The sequence below is a fragment of the Corynebacterium sp. MSK297 genome (assembly GCF_030232885.1).
Classification (GTDB): domain Bacteria; phylum Actinomycetota; class Actinomycetes; order Mycobacteriales; family Mycobacteriaceae; genus Corynebacterium.
Genome location: NZ_JASPGD010000006.1, coordinates 46,278 through 64,146, shown reverse-complemented (window position 1 = coordinate 64,146; position 17,869 = coordinate 46,278). Strand labels below are relative to the sequence as shown.

Below are 17,869 nucleotides of genomic sequence, written 5' to 3'. Positions count from 1 at the left end.
AGGCTGGTGGGAGTTTACAACGAGAGGTAGTCCGAGGAAGTAATGTCGAAAAATTTTGCAGCGCAGACGTTCACCGAAACCGAGCGCCTGCGCAACTTCTGCATCATTGCGCATATTGACCACGGGAAATCCACCCTGGCGGACCGTATCCTGCAGCTGTCCAAAGTTGTCGACGAGCGCGATATGCGCGATCAGTACCTCGACAACATGGACATCGAGCGCGAGCGCGGCATCACCATCAAGGCCCAATCCGTGCGTCTGCCGTGGGTGCCCACTTCTGGCCCGCATAAGGGTGAAGAGATCGTGCTGCAGATGAACGACACTCCCGGCCATGTCGACTTCACCTATGAGGTCTCCCGCGCCCTGGATGCCTGTGAGGCCGCCATTTTGCTTGTCGACGCCGCCCAAGGCATCGAAGCACAAACCCTGGCGAACCTGTACCTGGCGATGGAGCATGAGCTGGAGATCATTCCGGTGCTCAACAAGATCGATTTGCCGGCCGCAGACCCGGAGAAATACGCCCTCGAGCTGGCCAATATCATTGGTTGCGAACCAGAAGACGTGTTGCATGTATCCGGTAAAACCGGTGAAGGTGTCGTCGAACTGTTGGATAAGGTGGTCGAACTTACCCCTCCTCCGCACACTGACTATCCAGAGGACGCGCCGGCGCGCGCGATGATTTTCGACTCCGTTTACGACGTGTACCGTGGCGTCGTCACGTATATCAGGGTGGTCGACGGTCAGCTGAAGCCGCGACAAAAAGTGCGGATGATGAATACCGGTACGGATCTGGAAATCCTAGATATGGGGATCGTCTCGCCGAAGCCGACCTCGTGTAAAGGCTTAGGTCCTGGTGAGGTTGGCTATGTGATTACAGGCGTCAAAGATGTCCGCGAAACCAAAGTCGGCGACACCATCACCTGGGCTAACAAGGGTGCCGAGGAACCACTACAGGGCTACGAAGAACCCAAACCCATGGTGTATTCGGGGATGTTCCCGATTTCCCAGGAAGATTTCCCGGACTTGCGCGATGCGCTGGAGAAGTTGCAGCTTAACGACGCCTCGTTGACGTTTGAGCCAGAAACCTCCGTCGCGCTGGGCTTTGGCTTCCGTTGTGGTTTTTTGGGTTTGCTGCACATGGAAATTACGCGTGACCGCCTGGAACGCGAATTCGACCTGGATCTGATTTCCACTGCGCCGTCGGTAACTTATCGCGTGGTCAAGGAAGATGGCACTGAGCAGTATGTGCACAACCCGGCGGACTGGCCGGAGGGCAAACACGATGCGGTCTACGAACCTATCGTGAAAATGACCATCATCGTGCCTGCGGATTTCGTCGGTCCAACCATGGAACTGTGCCAATCCAAGCGCGGACAGATGGGTGGCATGGACTATCTTTCTGAGGACCGCGTTGAGCTGCGCTACACCATGCCGTTGGGCGAGATCATCTTTGATTTCTTCGACATGCTGAAATCGCGCACTAAAGGCTATGCCTCCTTGAACTACGAGGAAGCCGGTGAGCAGCTGGCGGATTTGGTCAAGGTGGATATTTTGCTGCAGGGAGATCCTGTCGACGCCTTCAGCGCGATTGTGCACCGCGAGCACGCCTATCATTACGGCAACAAGATGACGAAGAAGCTGAAAGAGCTGATCCCGCGCCAGCAATTCGAGGTGCCGGTGCAGGCAGCAATCGGTGCGAAGATCATCGCACGTGAAAACATCCGCGCGATGCGCAAGGACGTGTTGGCGAAATGCTACGGCGGCGATATTTCGCGTAAGCGTAAGCTGCTGGAAAAGCAGAAAGCCGGTAAAAAGCGGATGAAGTCGCTGGGTTCGGTCAACGTGCCGCAGGAAGCCTTCGTGGCGGCACTGTCGACTGATGCTGACTAAGTGCGGGTGTTGTGGGTTAAAGGTACGAACAAACCGGTGATCGAGCGCAAAATTCACTAGTGTGGAAGGGCATAAGTGTGTCACCGCACACGCCGCGTGCGGGTAGTTTCCGTAAGAGGCCCGCGCGTGGCTTGGTTTGACTACTAAGTTTCTTTACGAAGGAAGAGTGAGTTTTCGTGCCCGGCCCAGAATCACCACAGCCAGAGTTCAATCCACTGAATAATCGTCGTTCCGCACGTCCGGGGCGCGTCGGCCGACCTTCCACGCCTGGGCAACCACAAGCCCACGGCCAGGGGCTGCCGCAGCGTTCTTCTCAGGCGCCGGGGCCATTGGAATTTGTGCATGCCACAGTGGACGACCGACCAGTTGGGGAAGTGTTCCGCGGGGCCGCTGATGAAATCATCGGTGAGTTGCAAGAAATCCGTCGTGACCTTCATGAGCACCCAGAAATCGGATTGCATCTGCCACGTACACAAGAAAAAGTACTGGATGCACTCGCCGGGCTACCGCTAGAGATTACCACGGGACAGGAATTGTCTTCGGTCATCGCTGTGCTGCGGGGCGGGAAACGCGGTGAGCACCCAGTTTCCGTATTGCTGCGTGGCGACATGGATGCTCTTGCGGTACGTGAGCGTTTAGACTTGCCGTTTGCCTCGAAAAACGATTATATGCACGCCTGTGGGCATGATTTACACACCGCAGGCCTGGTAGGAGCTGCAAAAATCCTGTGCCGTTACCGTGAAGAACTTGCCGGTGACATCATCTTCATGTTCCAGCCCGGAGAAGAAGGCCCGGGCGGGGCAGCGCCAATGATCGAAGAAGGCGTGCTCGATGCCGCTGGTCGGCGCCCGATCGCAGCCTACGGCATTCATGTCGGACCGCAGGACTATGGCACTTTCCATTACGTGCCTGGGCCGATGATGTCGTCGTCATCCAACTTGACCATTACGGTTACCGGTAAAGGCGGGCACGGCTCGCGCCCGCACGATGCCATCGACCCGGTGCTGGCTTTGGCCGAGATTCAGACCTCGCTGCAGATGGCGATTACGCGGCGTTTCGATGCCCTCGACCCGATAGTGGTTACCGTAACTAACGTGCGCGCTGGCGAAGGCGCATTCAACGCGATCCCGGATACCGCCACGTTGGGCGCGACGGTACGTGTGTTGCGTGATGAAAAGATTGATTCGGTGCGCCAAATGATCGCAGAGGTCGCTGGCAACGTTGCTGCTGCACACCGGTGTTCTGTCGATATTGATTTCCAGGTGCTGTATCCGACCACCAAGACGAATGCCCGGGAAACCAAGTTCGCAGCTTCTGTGTGGGGCGAGATGTTCGGTGAAGATGCGGTGCAGCCTTTCGACGCACCGATGATGGCTTCGGAGGACTTCGGCTTTGTGCTCGCTCAGATTCCAGGAACCTTCATGTTTTTGGGTACCGCAAACCCGGAAAAACCAGAGCACCTGCGCGATTGGAACCACTCACCGAAGATTAATTTCAACGACTCGATCCTCGGCGATCAGGCCGCAGCCTTGGCGGCGTTGGCGTTCGAGCGGTTGGCGACAGAAGAGGCACACCCGTCGGCAAGCGTGCGCGCGGCGCGGGAAGCAAAGGAAAAAGCTCAAGCACAAGGTCAAGCTCAAGGTTAAGCTCAATCCAGCGGGAACTCTAGTCAATAAATCAACGACGAATCGGTGTGTTTGAATTTAATAGACAGACCAGTCTGAAAAATTTAGACGAGTCAGTTTGGGGTGGGCTAGTCTCTGAAACTAGCTAGTGCACACTACCTAGTGAAAGGACAGCACCATGATTCTGACTGGTCTTGGCATTGGTGCCCTAATGGGCATCGTGATGCAACGCGGACGCTATTGCGTGACTGGCATGCTGCGCGATATCTTCCTCCTGAAATCCTGGCGCGGGTTCACCTCACTGTTGATACTGATTACTGTGCATGCTCTAGGACTAGCGATGTTGACCAGCATGGGGCTGTTGGACGTGACTGCAGACAGTTTCGCACCGCTGGCTGTCATCGTCGGCGGATTTATCTTCGGTCTGGGCATCGTCTTGGCCGGTGGTTGTGCATCGGGTGCCTGGTATCGCAGCGGTGAGGGTTTAGTAGGTTCCTGTATTGCTTTGATTTTCTACGGTTTGTCAGCCGCCGCGATGCGCACCGGTCCACTGGCGGGATTTAATGATTGGATGTCGGAGACTACCGTTGATGCCACGACAGTGCCGGAAGCGCTGGGATTGAGTCCATGGATTTTCGTGGCTGGATTGAGCTTGCTGACATTTTTCTTAGCACGTCATTTCCTTGCGAAAGATCGCGCCCGCCCGAAAGCTACCTTGGATCGGCCCTGGTACCAGCGATCGATTGGTTTATATACGGCAGGTGCACTGATTGGTGTGCTTGCTATTGTTGCGTGGCCGTTATCGATCGCTGCTGGCCGTGAAGGTAGCCTGGGGATCACCAGCCCGACGGCCTCGATATTCCAGTGGATGGTCGCCGGTGATAATTCCGTAATTAACTGGGGCACCATGTTGGTGATTGGTCTACTGGCCGGTGCATTTGTTTCTGCGAAGGTCGCCGGTGAATTCCGCATCCGCATCCCGGATAAAAAGTCGATGCTTACTGCTATTCCTGGTGGTGCGATGATGGGGATCGGTGCTTCACTGGCAGGAGGCTGCACCGTGGGCAATGGCATGGTACAAACCGCATTGTTTGGATTCCAAGGCTGGGTAGCCTTGCTGTTCATCGCTCTCGGCGTGGGTGTGGCTGCAAAGCTGTGGCTCAAGCCTGAAGTTGCCGGTGCTGAAACCTCTGGTAAACCAAAAACTACTGGTGATTCCATTCATGGTTTCCGAGCTAACCCTGATGATGACACTCTTTCCAGCGCGGGGGCATCTCAGCGACAGTTCAGTTTTGGTGGGGTTGCCACTGGCGTTCTTGAAAAACCGAAGTCTGCTTCCAAGTCCGATAAAGTGCGGGAGGTGGGCCATCGGCGTTATGCGCTGGATACGCTCGGTGCCGTGTGTCCGTTCCCGCTAGTTGAGGCAAAAGATGTGCTGGCTAGCCTGGCAGACGGTGACCGGCTGGTGATCGACTTCGACTGCACCCAAGCCACTGACACGATCCCACAATGGGCTGCCGACGAAGGCCACGCAATCGAGAATTTCCATGCCACTGGTGATGCTGGCTGGCAGATCACCGTTGTGAAAAATGCTGCTTAGGCGAAGTCAGCGGGTACCCGCTGACTCGTAGCTACCGCCTGACAAGCTGCCTCGTAGCCCGCGTATGAATTCATGTCAGCTATGCTAAGGGCTATGTGGCATGCAGATTCACAGCAGCCCGCCTCGGGCTGTGGGCTTTCGAGCCAGCAAGAAGCACAATTCCAGCAACTGGTGGCAGGCGCACTGCAACCAGAACGTGTCGACGAGCACATTATTGACAGCAACCTGATCCGGATGGTCCACGCGCACTAAGGATCCGCACATTCATGATCAGCGTGTGGCTGCGGCCGACACTAACACCATATTATTGATCTTCCTCACGTAGACTCAAAGTTATGATTTCACTCGTATCGCCTCTGTTCGTTCCCGGTGACCACCCTGATGGCTTTCAAGAAGCCGTTGATTGTGGAACCGACTCGATCGTGTTTGATCTGCAGGATTCCTGTGCACCAGAAAACAAAGCGCGTGCCCGGCAGAATATCGTGTCGTTTATCGACGAGTACTCGTCTGGGCAAAACCCGGATATCATTACCGCACATAAGCCGGTGCTCATCGGTGTTCGTATTAATGGTGTGAACTCACAGGAATACCCGAAAGATCTGGAAGCGCTGCAGGTAGTGGCAGATCAACTGGATTTTGTGATGCAGCCGTTGGTTAACGAGTCGAAAGCAATGGCAGAAACTAAGCACCTGTTGAAAGATTCCGACGGAGCTCCGGTGCCGATCGTGGCGTTGGTAGAAACGGCACGAGGTATCGTTAATGCTGCCGAAATTGCTTCTACCCGTGGCGTTGCACAGTTGGCATTTGGTGCTGGTGATTATTCGGAGCAGTTGCGTGTGAATCACTCCAACCGTGACGCACTGCTATTCGCACGCTCCACACTGGCCACTGCGTCAGTGGCTTATCGTTTGTCCCCGCCGGTGGATACCCCGTATTTCAACGTCGCGAATGAAGACGGGCTTATCGATGCCACGCACTATGCCAGTGCACTGGGCTTTAGCGGTAAGCTGTGCATCCACCCGTCGCAGTGCAAGATCGTGACTGCTGCCTTTAAGCCTTCGGACAGTGCGATTGCCTGGGCACGTGAGGCTGTGGATAAATTTGAAGAAGCCGTGGCGAAAAAAGAATCTGCTGTAGAGCTGGAATCCGGCAATTACGTTGACGCGCCGATCTACCGACGCGCACTGGATTTGCTGGCCAAAGCCGGGAAATAAGCGGCGGGCTGAAAGCCTGTTAAGAAAAATCAGAACCTGCGGTTTCGCCCGTGGGTTCTTTTTCTGTGCGCGTATATAAGCTCGAATCTGTGTAAGGATCAGTGCCTGGTTTGCACAACTGCCGCAGCGCAATGCGGCCATACATATCCCCGAGCTCTTCACTGCTCAGGCGCCCGCCGTCGGCGTACCACTGCGAGACACCGATACCCATATCGATCAGCGCCCACGACACGATTTTGACGTCGTCAGCCACAAACACGCCAGATTCGATGCCTTCGCGCACGATCGCCATCCAGCGAGCTACGTAATCACGACGCATCTGCACCACAATCGAGCGCGTTGGCTCTTCTAACGCACGAATTTCGCTATTGACTATTCGTGCCCGGCGGGCTTGCTCTGCATGGAAAATGGTGTGGTATTTCATGCTGGCGAATAACTTATCCGCACTCGTTTTCATCGGTGAATAGCCGGTGGCGTGAAAACGTAGCAGGGCTTCCATGGAGCTGACAGCGATATCAGCCAGCACCTCCTGTTTCGAGCGGTAGTGGTTGTACAGGCTGGATGCACGCATGCCGACGACGGCCGCAATGTCTTCCATTCCGGTTGCGTGGTAGCCGCGCTCGTCGAAAAGCTGCATCGCGGCCTCGGCGATTTGTGCTCGGCGTTTCGGATTTGCCATGGGTGTGATCTCCTAGTCGGGCGCATTGGCGGCAAAGCGCTAGTAGTAACGCGCTGTAAGCAAAGGACTGTAAGCCATGCACTGTAAGCAACGCACTAGCAGTTGTGCAATAACAGTTAAGCATGTCAGAAAATGTTGTGTGCATTCTGCTTGACTATCAGTGCGATGTGAGTCACAATTAATATGAATGAATATTCGTTTGGAGGAGTGACTGTAACCATGTCCAATAACCCACTTGCCGCCGGTACTGACCTGCTTGGCGTCTTCAATGACTTACCGGAAGCTGATCTCAACGCATGGAAGCGTGCATACAGTCTTCGGGAACCAATTGAAGCCGTCATCAATGATTATTGGCAGCGCGCAGAAATCCCCTTTGCTCTGATACCGGAGATTGCCAAGCAAGACCTGCTCACGGATGGTTTGGACGTGGAAGGCCACGAGACCCTTTCACATCTGGGCTCTGGTCTGGCACTGATGGATGTCGCGCGTACAGATGGTTCCGTCGCCACTATCCTGGCGGTACAGGCCGGTTTAGCGATGCGTGCGATTGATATGTGCGGTTCGCAGGAGCAAAAGGATAAGTACCTGCCCAAGATGGCGAAAGGTGAGGTTCTTGGTGCCTTCGCGTTGACGGAACCAGAGCACGGCTCGGACTCAATCGCGTTGGAAACTTCTGCCGTACGAGATGGAGACGAGTGGGTGCTCAACGGTGAAAAGAAATGGATCGGCCTGGGTAAGGGCGGTGACATCACGGTTGTGTGGGCACGCACCGAAGAAGGCGACGTGTCTGGCTTTATCGTTCCACAGGACACCGAGGGTTATGACGCGGAAGTTATCGAGAACAAGATTTCGCTGCGTGCCATCCACCAGGCCCACATCAAACTCAACGATGTCCGGGTCCCCGCAGAAAACCAGCTGGCCAACGCTAAGACTTTCAAGGATACTGCCGCGGTACTGATGGCAACGCGCACAGGTGTTGCCTGGATCGCTTTGGGTGCGGCCATTGGTTGCTATGAAAAGGCCCGGGCATATGTGGATGAGCGTATTCAGTTCGGTCGTCGTCTTTCGGAAAATCAGATCATCCAGCAGCGTTTGGTGAATATGCAGCTAGAGCTCAGTGAAATGATGCTGTTGAACCGCCATATTGCGGAGCTGGATGCGGCGGGTAAGCTTACGTCGGAGCAGGCTGCTTTCAACAAGCTACGTTGTACCCGTGGCGCGCGAAAAGTTGCTGCGGATGCGCGTGACATGCTGGGTGGTGTCGGTATTTTGCTGGATAACAACATTGCCCGTCACTTTGCTGATATTGAGGCCTACCACACTTATGAGGGTACGGATACTGTGCAGTCGTTGATCATCGGTAAGAAGATCACCGGCGTGGGAGCCTTCAAATAATCACGGTGCCATATCTAGCGGGGGATATCCTGGGCGTCGCTGACAGGCTTAGTGACGACGAACGCCCCCGGCTCCAGGAAATCCACAAATTTTTTGTAATCAGAAAATTCGCCCAAAGATCACTGACTGTTGATCGTTGGCCTGCTTAATCAGCTTGGCTCCGAGGAGCAGCGCGCACAGTGGTTGGATAAGCTACGACGTGTCGACGCAATAGGGGAAAGCCCACTATAAACAAAGAGCTCCAGCAAGCGGAAGACCGGCCAGAAAGAATCTGGCCGGTCTTTGGCTACTTAGCCCTTTGTACTCAGTCCTTTGCTCGAGCCCCCTACTGTCCTACTGCTACGCCAACCTGCTCGTTGCGTCTCCGGAGCTGGGTTGTGTAAGAAATAGTGCAGCAAGTTAGGCAGCGGGCCGTGCACCACACCGGGCGTTAAGCTCGGGCATCAAAGCGGATGCCAAACTGAGCAACGAGCTGGACAAACGAACTGTAGCGCGAGTTATTCCATTTAGTTGTTCAACGGTTTGCGGGTTTTCGCCATGTGCATTGCACGCTCCACATTTGCTGGCATAGCAATCAGTGGCACCGCGTGTTCGACTTCCCGGTCCGCGAAGTCATCGAAGCTCAGCTCACTGACACCATCAGCAGCGGTGAAGTGCTTCGCCAGCTGGCGGGCGATGACGTGATCGTTATCCGTCATACCCTCGATTGGCCAACCTTCATCCAGTGGGGTGTCACCAGAGTACAGAGCGATCTTGTCCTCATTGATGGGGGAATAACCATCGATCATCTCGGCGGCCTTTTCAATGGCATACCCCAGCACGTGATCCGGCGACATCAAAATAGCATCGCCTTCACGAATGAATCCGTAATCAGCTGCGAAGTACATATTCGGCAGCGGCTTGGCATCGGTAATCACATTGAATGCGCGCTGGTGGTAATCGTCGTAAAGATGACGCATGCGCTCTAGCAAGGACACCGTACCGGACCATGCCGGGAACAGTCCGACATTACGCTCTGGGAAACCGACCTTGGTATCAGCGTGGACAACCACGCGGTCACAGGAAAGGTATAGCTCGGAACCGCCGCCCAGGGCAGCACCACGTACAGCGCCAACAACGGGGAAAGGTGCGGTGCGAAGCGTGCGCATGACCTGCGAACCGTTGCGCACGAGATCATCGATGCGCTGGGTATCGCCGCTTTCGCCTGCTTCAGCAATGGACTTCAAATCGGCACCTGCAGAAAACGCGCGCTGTTCGTCGTTGCCGATGACCAAGGCTTTGATGCCCAGTTTGTCGGCATCATCGACGACGGCGCGCACGTCGTTGAGTGCAGCCTGACTCAAAGAGTTGAGCGGTGTTTGCAAATCTAGAATGGCGACGCCGTTATCCAGCAGGTGGACGTTCAGCTTGTCTGCCTCACGCACGGTCTTGGCCTTGCCGGATGCCAGCAGTTCCTTGACCGTGACCACACCGGCGCGGTCCTTGGTCTCGGACACGGTGCCGTCGGTAGCCAGTACCTTGCCCACCTCTGGGTAGAACCCACCTGCCTTGATGGCAGCCTGCAGCAGGGCCGGGGTTTCGTCATAAAGCTCGGCGACTTTGTCCAGACCAATGGAATCAGCCAGCGCGAATGGGCCCTGTTTCCAGCCATACCCTAGGACCATGGCCTTATCCATCAGCTCGACGGTATCGGCGATTTCTTCTGCGGTATCCAAGCAGTAGCCCAGCGTGGCGGCAAACAGATCGCGTGCGTAGCGGCCACCGGTGCTGTCTTCTGCAATTACCGACGCAGCATCCTTGTGCTTGGTTGCAGGATCTTCCGGCTTTTGGCGCTCGCCATAGCTGAAGTCATCTTGAATGACCTTGTCGCGGCCCTGGTAGAAACCGCCATCGCCGGTGCGTCCAGTGAGCCCGCGTTCTACCAGGCCGTTGATGACGTCGTTTTTCTCCAGGTTGAATTGGTGCATCTTGTCCGATTCCGGCAGTGCGTTGGTCAGCGATGACCAGATGGGCTTCACCAGTTGCAGACCGATGTAGTCCAACAAGCCGAACACACCGGTGCGCGGGATACCGAATGGCTTGGAGAACACGGCGTCGGCAAGCTCATAAGACACACCCTGCTTCATGGCCAGCTCGGCACCAGCACCCAGCCAGAAACAGCCCAGACGGTTAGCAATAAAGCCTGGAGTATCACGGCAATCCACCACGACCTTGCCCAGCTGCTGTTCTGCAGCAGCATTCAAAATTTTCAGTGTATTCTCGCTGGTCTTCTCGCCTTCGACGATTTCCACCAGGCGCATCACACGCGGAGGGTTGAAAAAGTGGGTGATGGCGAAGCGGCTGGACAGATCGTCGGAAAGCTGAGCGGTCAGCTCCGCTAACGGGATGGTCGAGGTATTCGACGACAAAATAGCCCGGTCATTCAGGTGCGGCGCGACGGTTTCATAGAGGGAACGCTTAGCGTCCAGGTCTTCAAAAATGGCTTCCACGACCCAGTCGCACTCGGTAAGTTTCTCGAGGTCGTCAGTGGTATTTCCAGCTGAGATATTTTCCACGAACTTCGGGTGCACAAATCCCTTGCGCTTTTTCTGGGTTTCAATTCCTTTGTGTGCGCGGGCGCTACGTTCCTCGTGCGTTTCGCCGTCGTCGGCCATGTCCAGCAGTGTGACCTTGATGCCCGCACTTGATAGCAGTGCGGCGATACCAGCGCCCATGGAACCAGCACCGATCACCGCGGCCTTTTTCACGGGAGCTTCCACGGTGGTTGGTTGTGGGTCAGTCACAATCTTGGTTGCAGCGTTAGTCATGTTTATACAGCCTCCACAATCAAAGCGATGCCCTGGCCGCCACCAATGCACATGGTGACCAGGCCGTACTTCTTTCCTGCTGCACGCAGGTGATGCAGGATCTTCACGGTCAAAATAGCCCCAGATGCCCCGACCGGGTGGCCGTGGGCGACGGCACCGCCGTGCACGTTAGTCTTTTCGGGGTCGAATCCCAGCTCATCTTGCACGGCAATGGCCTGCGCGGCGAACGCCTCATTGGATTCGATGAGGTCGATATCGCCTAGGCTCAGGCCAGCCTTCTTCAATGCCTTCGGTACAGCAGCAATCGGGCCCAAGCCCATTTTGGTGGGGTCTACACCGGCGATGCCCCACGAAACCACGCGACCTAGCGGGTTGGTTCCGTGCTGATTCAAAGCGGATTCGCTGCCCAGCAGCAAGGCGGCAGCGCCGTCGTTAATCCCGGAGGAGTTACCCGGGGTGACGGTGCCGTCTTTGCGGAATACTGGTTTGAGCTTTGCCAGTGCTTCCGGGGTGGTTTCGCGTACGTGCTCGTCATAATCAAAAACGACCTCACCCTGGCGGGTTTGCAAGGTAACGGGCACGATTTCTTCTTTGTGCGCGCCATTGTCGCGGGCGGCAGCGGCGCGGCGCTGGGATTCTGCGGCGAATTCGTCTTGGCGCTCACGGGAAATTCCGTATTCTTCTGCGACGTTTTCGGCGGTGACACCCATGTGGCCGGTACCGAATGGGCAGGCCAGGGTTCCTAGTAGCCAGTCTTCCAAGACACCATCGCCCATTTTTAGGCCGCCGGTGCGCATGCCTTTGACGGAGTAGGGTGCCGAGCTCATGTGCTCGACACCGGCGGCTAACGCGAGGTCTGCATCTCCGCTTAAGATCTGTTGACCGGCAGAGACAATTGCTTGCACGCCGGAGCCGCATAGGCGGTTGACGTTGAAGGCGATGGAGGAGTCCTTCAGGCCGGAGTGGATACCGATCTTGCGGGACAGATACGCGTCAGACGGGGTAGTGGCCACGACGTTACCGGCGACGACGGATTCGATTGCCGCTGGGTCCACACCAGCTCGCGCGATGACTTCTTTCGCGGCAATGGTGCCCATTTCGGTAGGAGAGAGCTTGGCGAGTGAGCCCTGATTTTTCCCGATGGGAAGGCGGGCTGCATTGGCAATGTAGATCTCTGACATGAGACTCCTTGCTGTCTGAAACAACTGTCTACGAATGATTATTCGTTATGAATCGTAGTCTATGTCACAAATCTGGTTTCGGCAACGAGAACTACGCTGTAGCGAAAACTACTCAGCAATGAAAACTACTCAGTAACGAGAACTAATACGCCATTGGGAACTACTCCGGGATCGGGAATTAACCCGGGCTCTAGTCCCGCGCGGTAACCTTCTCATTCTCTGCGATCTCGGCTAACCGCTCCGTATCCACCATGCCCGCTACCACGACTGCGGAACCTCCCGCGGCCAGTGGCGACAGCACTTGACGCTGGAATGAGCTGGAATCAGTCCACCCCGTGGACAACAAGCGCTCCGCGTGGGGCTCGATGTCCGATTCAATGAGCTCTGCCAATGGGTGGGTTTCCCCCGGGTAGAAATCGCCATAAAAGCGCACCGTGGGGCCGAAATCAATCGCTCCCTCTGGGACTTGCTGTCCCAGTTCTTCGACACCGCGGCCAAATGGGTCCGTGGTCACGACGACGACATCGCCGCGATGTGTGTACTCGCTGGCTTTGTCCGTCGTGGTGAAAAAGACGACTGGCTCGGCAGCGTCAGAATTGTCACTGCCAGAAGTGTCAGCAGCGGAAGTGCCAGTAGCGAAAGTGTCGGTAGCAAAGTGCACCGTGACTCCGGCAGCCAGCGCACCGAGGGAAATCATCACCGTTTGCCACGAAACTGGCAGATCCACCAGGATCACCGAACCGTCGTCAAGATCCAATTCTTCGCGCAAGAAATTGGCCACTTTGGAAGCCCAGTTCTCGGTGGTCTGAGCGGAAAAATCCATGCGAGTACCGTCAGCTTCGTTATAGACGGTCAGTCGCGGACTTGCAGGGTCGTCGGCAAGCAAATGAGACAACATATCCATGACCCCATCCTAGGGATCACGCTGCGGACCTGCAGTGTGCACGCTGTGGATTAGTCGTGTGGTAGCAAACTGAGCGGCGCACTAGAACCCACTAGGACCTGCTAGACCCACACTGGGCAGAGCTTAGTGAGCGACTAGTGAACGCCAAGGAAACGCCTAGTGAACACAGCGCGGACCGTCCCCGCCGGCATCAATTTCTGGGGCATCCACCACGCTGCCGAAATTCTCCCCCACAGCGGCAGTGGCATCGTCGTGGCCAAGCTTGTCATCGTTCAGCGGCCCGTTGTAATCAGCGGCGACCACCACGACGATGGAATCTGGCTCCAGGTTGGCATTGTCTGTGACCGTGGAAATTCCCAGCTGCTCCGCCAAAGCCTGCGCACGCGGATCGTTGGCATCAGCAGCGACAACCTGAGAGGTAGTATAAAGCCCCTCATTGGCATTGGAAACATCCATCACGGTGTAGCCGTGCTCATCCAACCACGCGCCGACGGCAGCTGCGGTACCGGTGGGTGCTTGCGCGTTGAGGATATGCAGCTGGGCACCCTCGGCAACTATCTCGACGAGGTCGCGGCCTTGCTCATCGGCACCGTCGTGATTTTCGCCATCGCCAGCGCTGACCTCAGCGTCCGAGCCATCAGACCCATCTGGTCCGTCCGCGGAATCGTCTGGTTGATTCAACAGATGGTCCATGAAGGCATGAACTTGGTCTTCGTCGACAGTGATCACTGATTCGCCATAATCGCCGATAGCATCAACATCGGTGACCGGGATAGTGGTGAAAGTGACGTTTCCTCCCGCCAGGTTGGACAACTGGGTAGCAAAACTCATGATGTCCCAGTCCTCATCGATGATGACTGAACGCTCCACTGCGGTGGAGATTTTGTTCAGCGTCGACGGGTTAGTCAGGGTGCCGGTAGCCAATACTTTGTTCACCAACGAGGCCATATAGGCTTGTTGGCGCACGATGCGGTCTAGATCACCGCGGGGCAGGCCGTAGCGTTGGCGCACGAAAGCCAAAGCGTCGCGGCCATCTAGCGTGGACACCCCTGCGGGGAATTGTGCTCCGGACATCGGGTCGTCGACAGGCTCTTTCAAGCACACATCAACGCCACCGACGGCGTCGGTAAGCAGCACGAACCCCAACAAGCCAACCTCGGCGTAATGGTCCACTTCAATGCCAGTGAGGTCCGCAACCGCTGAAATCAGCCCGGCGCGGCCAGCGGCCATGGCGGCACGTTCTTGATCCACATCGAGATTTGGCGAGGCTTGTTCCTCTTCTGCACCTTGGCCTTGAGCACCAGCAGTATCAGCAGAAAGTCCCTGCTGGTAGGCCGCTTTGTGCTCGCTATAGACGGCGTTGAGCTTCATGTTGCCAAACTCGTCGTCATGCACATAAGTATCGCGGGGTAACGAAATCGCGGTGGCTTGGGAACCGTCGTTAGGCACTCGGATTAACATCATGGTGTCGGTGTTGTCTTCACCACCGAATTCCCCGGCATTGAGGTGATCGAGCTCTTCCCGGCTGAGTTCATTCCCGTGCGCATCGGTGCGCGAATCAGAACCGACCAGCAAGATATCGACGGCACCGTCCGGGGCTTGATTCCCAGAACCCTGGGAGGTCTCACTCAGCCCTAAATTTCCCGCCGAAGCCAAGCTGGAGCCGACGCGGCCGACTGTCCAATAACCCAAGGCGGTGATGAGCAAAGTCAACACTGAAAGCAGGGCGATGAAGACCTTGAGCCCGCCGGGGCCGCGTTGTTTGATCATGGTGCGGGAGTACGGGGCAGGCTGAATCTCTCGGATGGAGCGATTTCGATCATTCACGCTGTTCAACTTTAGGGCATCGCAGCACATTTTCGGTTACCATAAGCCCCATTGTGTCTGAGCAAACTAACCACTACAGCCGATTGCCCGTTATCACCGTGACATATTCACCGGGTAAGCACCTGCGCGCATTGCTGGATTCTCTGCCTGGTGCGACAAACCGCCCGGTGGAGGTGGTGCTGGCTGATAACGGCTCGACCGACGGCGCACCGGAAAAAGCGGCCGCGGAATATGATCACGTCACGTTTTTCCGCACCGGCGGTAACCTCGGCTATGGCGCGGGGATGAATGCCGGGGTGCGCGCCCTAGATGATGTGGACGACGAGCGCCTAGCTGACGGGACGCTTGCCGACGATTTCGTGCTGCTGACCAACCCAGATGTGCAATTCCACGACGGTGCGATCGACGAGCTGCTGGCGTGCGCGGCGCGCCATCCCGAGGCCGCGGCGATCGGCCCGCGCATTATCGAGGCCGACGGCTCCACCTATCCGTCGGCACGCGCTTTACCCAGCTTGGTCGATGGAATCGGGCACGCCATCTTGGCGGACCTGTGGCCGGCGAACCCGTTCTCGGCGCGGTACCGACAAGGTCAGGACATGGAAACTGAGCGCGCGGCCGGGTGGTTATCTGGTTCCTGCCTGTTGGTGCGCAGGGAAGCTTTCGCGCGCGTGGGTGGTTTCGACGAACGCTATTTCATGTATTTCGAAGACACAGATTTGGGTGACCGTTTCGCTCGCGCGGGATACAGCAATATTTACTGCCCGTCGGCACGGATTAGTCATGCACAGGGCCATTCCACCGAAGAAGAATCTGTGTCCGCCACCATGCTGCGGGTGCACCATGAATCTGCAGCACGCTATCTTTGTGATCGCCTACCGCATTGGTACCAAGCGCCGGTGCGTGCGGTACTGCGCGCCGGGTTAGGGCTGCGGGCGAAGATTGTGACACGCGACTGACACGCTTGCTCTGTGGTTGCAGATCCACTGTGATGGCAGATTCTTCGGGCTCGGTGTGTAAGCGCGGTTTGTCGATGTTGAACAGTTATATTTTGCTCCATGAGCAATACCGACGCCGTGATTCTGGTTGGTGGGCGAGGAACTCGCTTGCGTCCGCTGACCATCAATACGCCGAAGCCGATGCTGCCCACTGCTGGATATCCCTTTTTGCAGCACTTATTGGCCCGCATTAAGGCTGCGGGAATTGACCATGTCATTTTGTCGACGTCGTTTCGCGCTGAGGTGTTCGAGGAATATTTTGGTGATGGCTCTGACATGGGCTTGGAGATTGAGTACGTCGTTGAGGAAGAAGCCTTAGGTACTGGCGGTGGTATTCGCAACGTGTATGAGAAAATTCGCGGCAACAACGCCATGGTGTTCAACGGTGATGTGCTAGCCGCAACTGACCTGCGTGGAATTTTGCGTACCCACGAAGAAAAAGATGCAGATCTGACCATGCATTTGGTGCGTGTATCTGATCCGCGCGCTTTTGGCTGTGTGCCGACGGATGCCAATGGGCAGGTCACTGCGTTTATGGAAAAGACCGAAGACCCGCCGACGGACCAAATCAACGCCGGTTGTTACGTGTTCAAAAAAGATTTGATTGCCTCTATTCCCGCTGGGCGTAACGTCTCTGTAGAACGTGAGACATTCCCGCGGCTGCTCGACGAAGGACGCAGCGTGGTGGGGCACGTCGATGCTGCGTATTGGCGCGATATGGGACGCCCCGATGACTTTGTGCAAGGTTCTTCCGATTTGGTGCGTGGAATTGTTGGCTCTCCGCTGCTGGAGGGGCGCACCGGTGAAGCACTGGTGGACCCCGCTGCCGGCGTCGCCGGGGGAGTGCTGTTGTTGGGCGGAACCACGGTAGGCCGCGGTGCTGAGATTGGTGGTGGCTGCCGTATCGATTCTTCGGTGATTTTTGCTGGTGCCACCATCGAGCCTGGTGCGCGCATCCGGAATTCGATCATTGCTGACGGTGCGCATATCGGTGCAAACGCGATTATCGACGGATGCGTTATCGGTGAAGGTGCCCAGATCGGGGCGCGGTGTGAACTCGCGCCAGGTATGCGTGTGTGGCCAGGTGTCGACATTCCGGATACTGGTGTCCGGTTCAGTTCTGATGCTTAGAATGCTTCCGATGTTTTTCTGAATGCTTAGGTAGCGACACGCCGATGCATGACGAGAAGCTCCGCTTCTGTGTGACGAATGAACGCCTACCTGCCGATTAGTTTTCCGGAACCGATCAGGCTCTATATATAGTACCCCTGCTAGATACCCCCATTGTCGCGGTTTTGTTGCTGCTGTGACTGGTGAGGTCTTTTGCAGGGGTTTTCTGCTGGTTTCTGTTCTGATGGTGGATTCTGGGTTGACGATATTTAGTGTCTCATTGTCTAATCTTTGGAAGTATATGAACGAAACTACGGAGAAAGGACACGGCGTGGACGATATGGCTAAAAACGCCATTCTCCGTGGCGGCGCGGCAGCTCTATCGATCGAAGAGCTCTTTGGTGCGGTAGAACAAGAATGGCAAGACCAGGCGCTGTGCGCGCAGACGGATCCGGAAGCATTTTTCCCGGAAAAAGGTGGCTCTACCCGAGAGGCCAAGCGTATTTGTCAGGCCTGCCCGGTGCGTGATGAGTGCTTGGAGTTCGCTTTAGAGCACGATGAACGCTTCGGTATCTGGGGTGGCCTATCTGACCGTGAGCGTCGCCGCTTGAAGCGCGATATCGGCTAACACCTGAGTGTTCC

At 56.2% G+C, this 17,869-nt stretch carries 14 protein-coding genes; 9 read left to right on the top strand and 5 right to left on the bottom strand.

What is annotated here, in order from left to right:
* Positions 1-42 precede the first annotated feature (42 nt).
* From lepA to QP888_RS07385, 5 genes are all read left to right on the top strand, one after another.
* Complete coding sequence (gene lepA / locus QP888_RS07405) at positions 43-1,890, top strand: translation elongation factor 4 (protein WP_049148589.1); 1,848 nt, start codon at positions 43-45, stop codon at positions 1,888-1,890.
* Between the two features lie 350 nt (positions 1,891-2,240).
* Positions 2,241-3,536 (top strand): M20 metallopeptidase family protein, encoded by a 1,296-nt coding sequence (locus QP888_RS07400; protein WP_502869153.1) that lies wholly within the window; start codon positions 2,241-2,243, stop codon positions 3,534-3,536.
* A gap of 157 nt (positions 3,537-3,693) precedes the next feature.
* The gene (locus QP888_RS07395) at positions 3,694-5,115 is read left to right on the top strand and encodes a YeeE/YedE thiosulfate transporter family protein (protein WP_284812895.1); all 1,422 of its coding nucleotides are present in this window, start codon (positions 3,694-3,696) and stop codon (positions 5,113-5,115) included.
* Positions 5,116-5,208: 93 nt separating this feature from the next.
* Positions 5,209-5,367, top strand: a complete 159-nt coding sequence (locus QP888_RS07390; RefSeq protein WP_284812894.1) for a hypothetical protein — start codon at positions 5,209-5,211, stop codon at positions 5,365-5,367.
* A gap of 83 nt (positions 5,368-5,450) precedes the next feature.
* Complete coding sequence (locus tag QP888_RS07385) at positions 5,451-6,329, top strand: HpcH/HpaI aldolase/citrate lyase family protein (RefSeq protein WP_284812893.1); 879 nt, start codon at positions 5,451-5,453, stop codon at positions 6,327-6,329.
* Positions 6,330-6,348: 19 nt separating this feature from the next.
* Here QP888_RS07385 and QP888_RS07380 read toward each other — a convergent pair whose 3' ends face one another.
* Positions 6,349-7,008 carry a TetR/AcrR family transcriptional regulator gene (locus QP888_RS07380; protein ID WP_284812891.1) on the bottom strand — a complete coding sequence of 220 codons (660 nt, stop codon included), beginning with the start codon at positions 7,006-7,008 and terminating at the stop codon, positions 6,349-6,351.
* A 219-nt stretch (positions 7,009-7,227) separates the two neighbouring features.
* Here QP888_RS07380 and QP888_RS07375 point away from each other — a divergent pair, with 219 nt between their 5' ends.
* Positions 7,228-8,403: an acyl-CoA dehydrogenase family protein gene (locus QP888_RS07375; protein WP_284812890.1), complete on the top strand. Its 1,176-nt coding sequence runs from the start codon at positions 7,228-7,230 to the stop codon at positions 8,401-8,403.
* A 506-nt stretch (positions 8,404-8,909) separates the two neighbouring features.
* Here QP888_RS07375 and QP888_RS07370 read toward each other — a convergent pair.
* The 4 genes from QP888_RS07370 to QP888_RS07355 form a co-directional block, all read right to left on the bottom strand.
* Positions 8,910-11,210, bottom strand: coding sequence for a 3-hydroxyacyl-CoA dehydrogenase/enoyl-CoA hydratase family protein (locus QP888_RS07370; protein ID WP_284812889.1), 2,301 nt, complete (start codon positions 11,208-11,210; stop codon positions 8,910-8,912).
* Positions 11,211-11,212: 2 nt separating this feature from the next.
* Positions 11,213-12,391 carry an acetyl-CoA C-acyltransferase gene (locus QP888_RS07365; RefSeq protein WP_284812888.1) on the bottom strand — a complete coding sequence of 393 codons (1,179 nt, stop codon included), beginning with the start codon at positions 12,389-12,391 and terminating at the stop codon, positions 11,213-11,215.
* 190 nt (positions 12,392-12,581) lie between these two features.
* Positions 12,582-13,295 (bottom strand): TIGR03089 family protein, encoded by a 714-nt coding sequence (locus tag QP888_RS07360; RefSeq protein WP_284812887.1) that lies wholly within the window; start codon positions 13,293-13,295, stop codon positions 12,582-12,584.
* 156 nt (positions 13,296-13,451) lie between these two features.
* Positions 13,452-15,152 carry an LCP family protein gene (locus QP888_RS07355; protein ID WP_502869148.1) on the bottom strand — a complete coding sequence of 567 codons (1,701 nt, stop codon included), beginning with the start codon at positions 15,150-15,152 and terminating at the stop codon, positions 13,452-13,454.
* A gap of 23 nt (positions 15,153-15,175) precedes the next feature.
* Here QP888_RS07355 and QP888_RS07350 point away from each other — a divergent pair, with 23 nt between their 5' ends.
* The 3 genes from QP888_RS07350 to QP888_RS07340 all read left to right on the top strand — a co-directional run bounded on the left by QP888_RS07350 (position 15,176) and on the right by QP888_RS07340 (position 17,855).
* Positions 15,176-16,078, top strand: coding sequence for a glycosyltransferase family 2 protein (locus tag QP888_RS07350; protein ID WP_502869147.1), 903 nt, complete (start codon positions 15,176-15,178; stop codon positions 16,076-16,078).
* Positions 16,079-16,177: 99 nt separating this feature from the next.
* On the top strand, positions 16,178-17,248 hold the full coding sequence (gene manB, locus QP888_RS07345; RefSeq protein WP_284812885.1) for a mannose-1-phosphate guanylyltransferase: 1,071 nt from the start codon (positions 16,178-16,180) through the stop codon (positions 17,246-17,248).
* Positions 17,249-17,528: 280 nt separating this feature from the next.
* Positions 17,529-17,855: a WhiB family transcriptional regulator gene (locus QP888_RS07340; protein ID WP_502869146.1), complete on the top strand. Its 327-nt coding sequence runs from the start codon at positions 17,529-17,531 to the stop codon at positions 17,853-17,855.
* Positions 17,856-17,869: the final 14 nt, after the last annotated feature.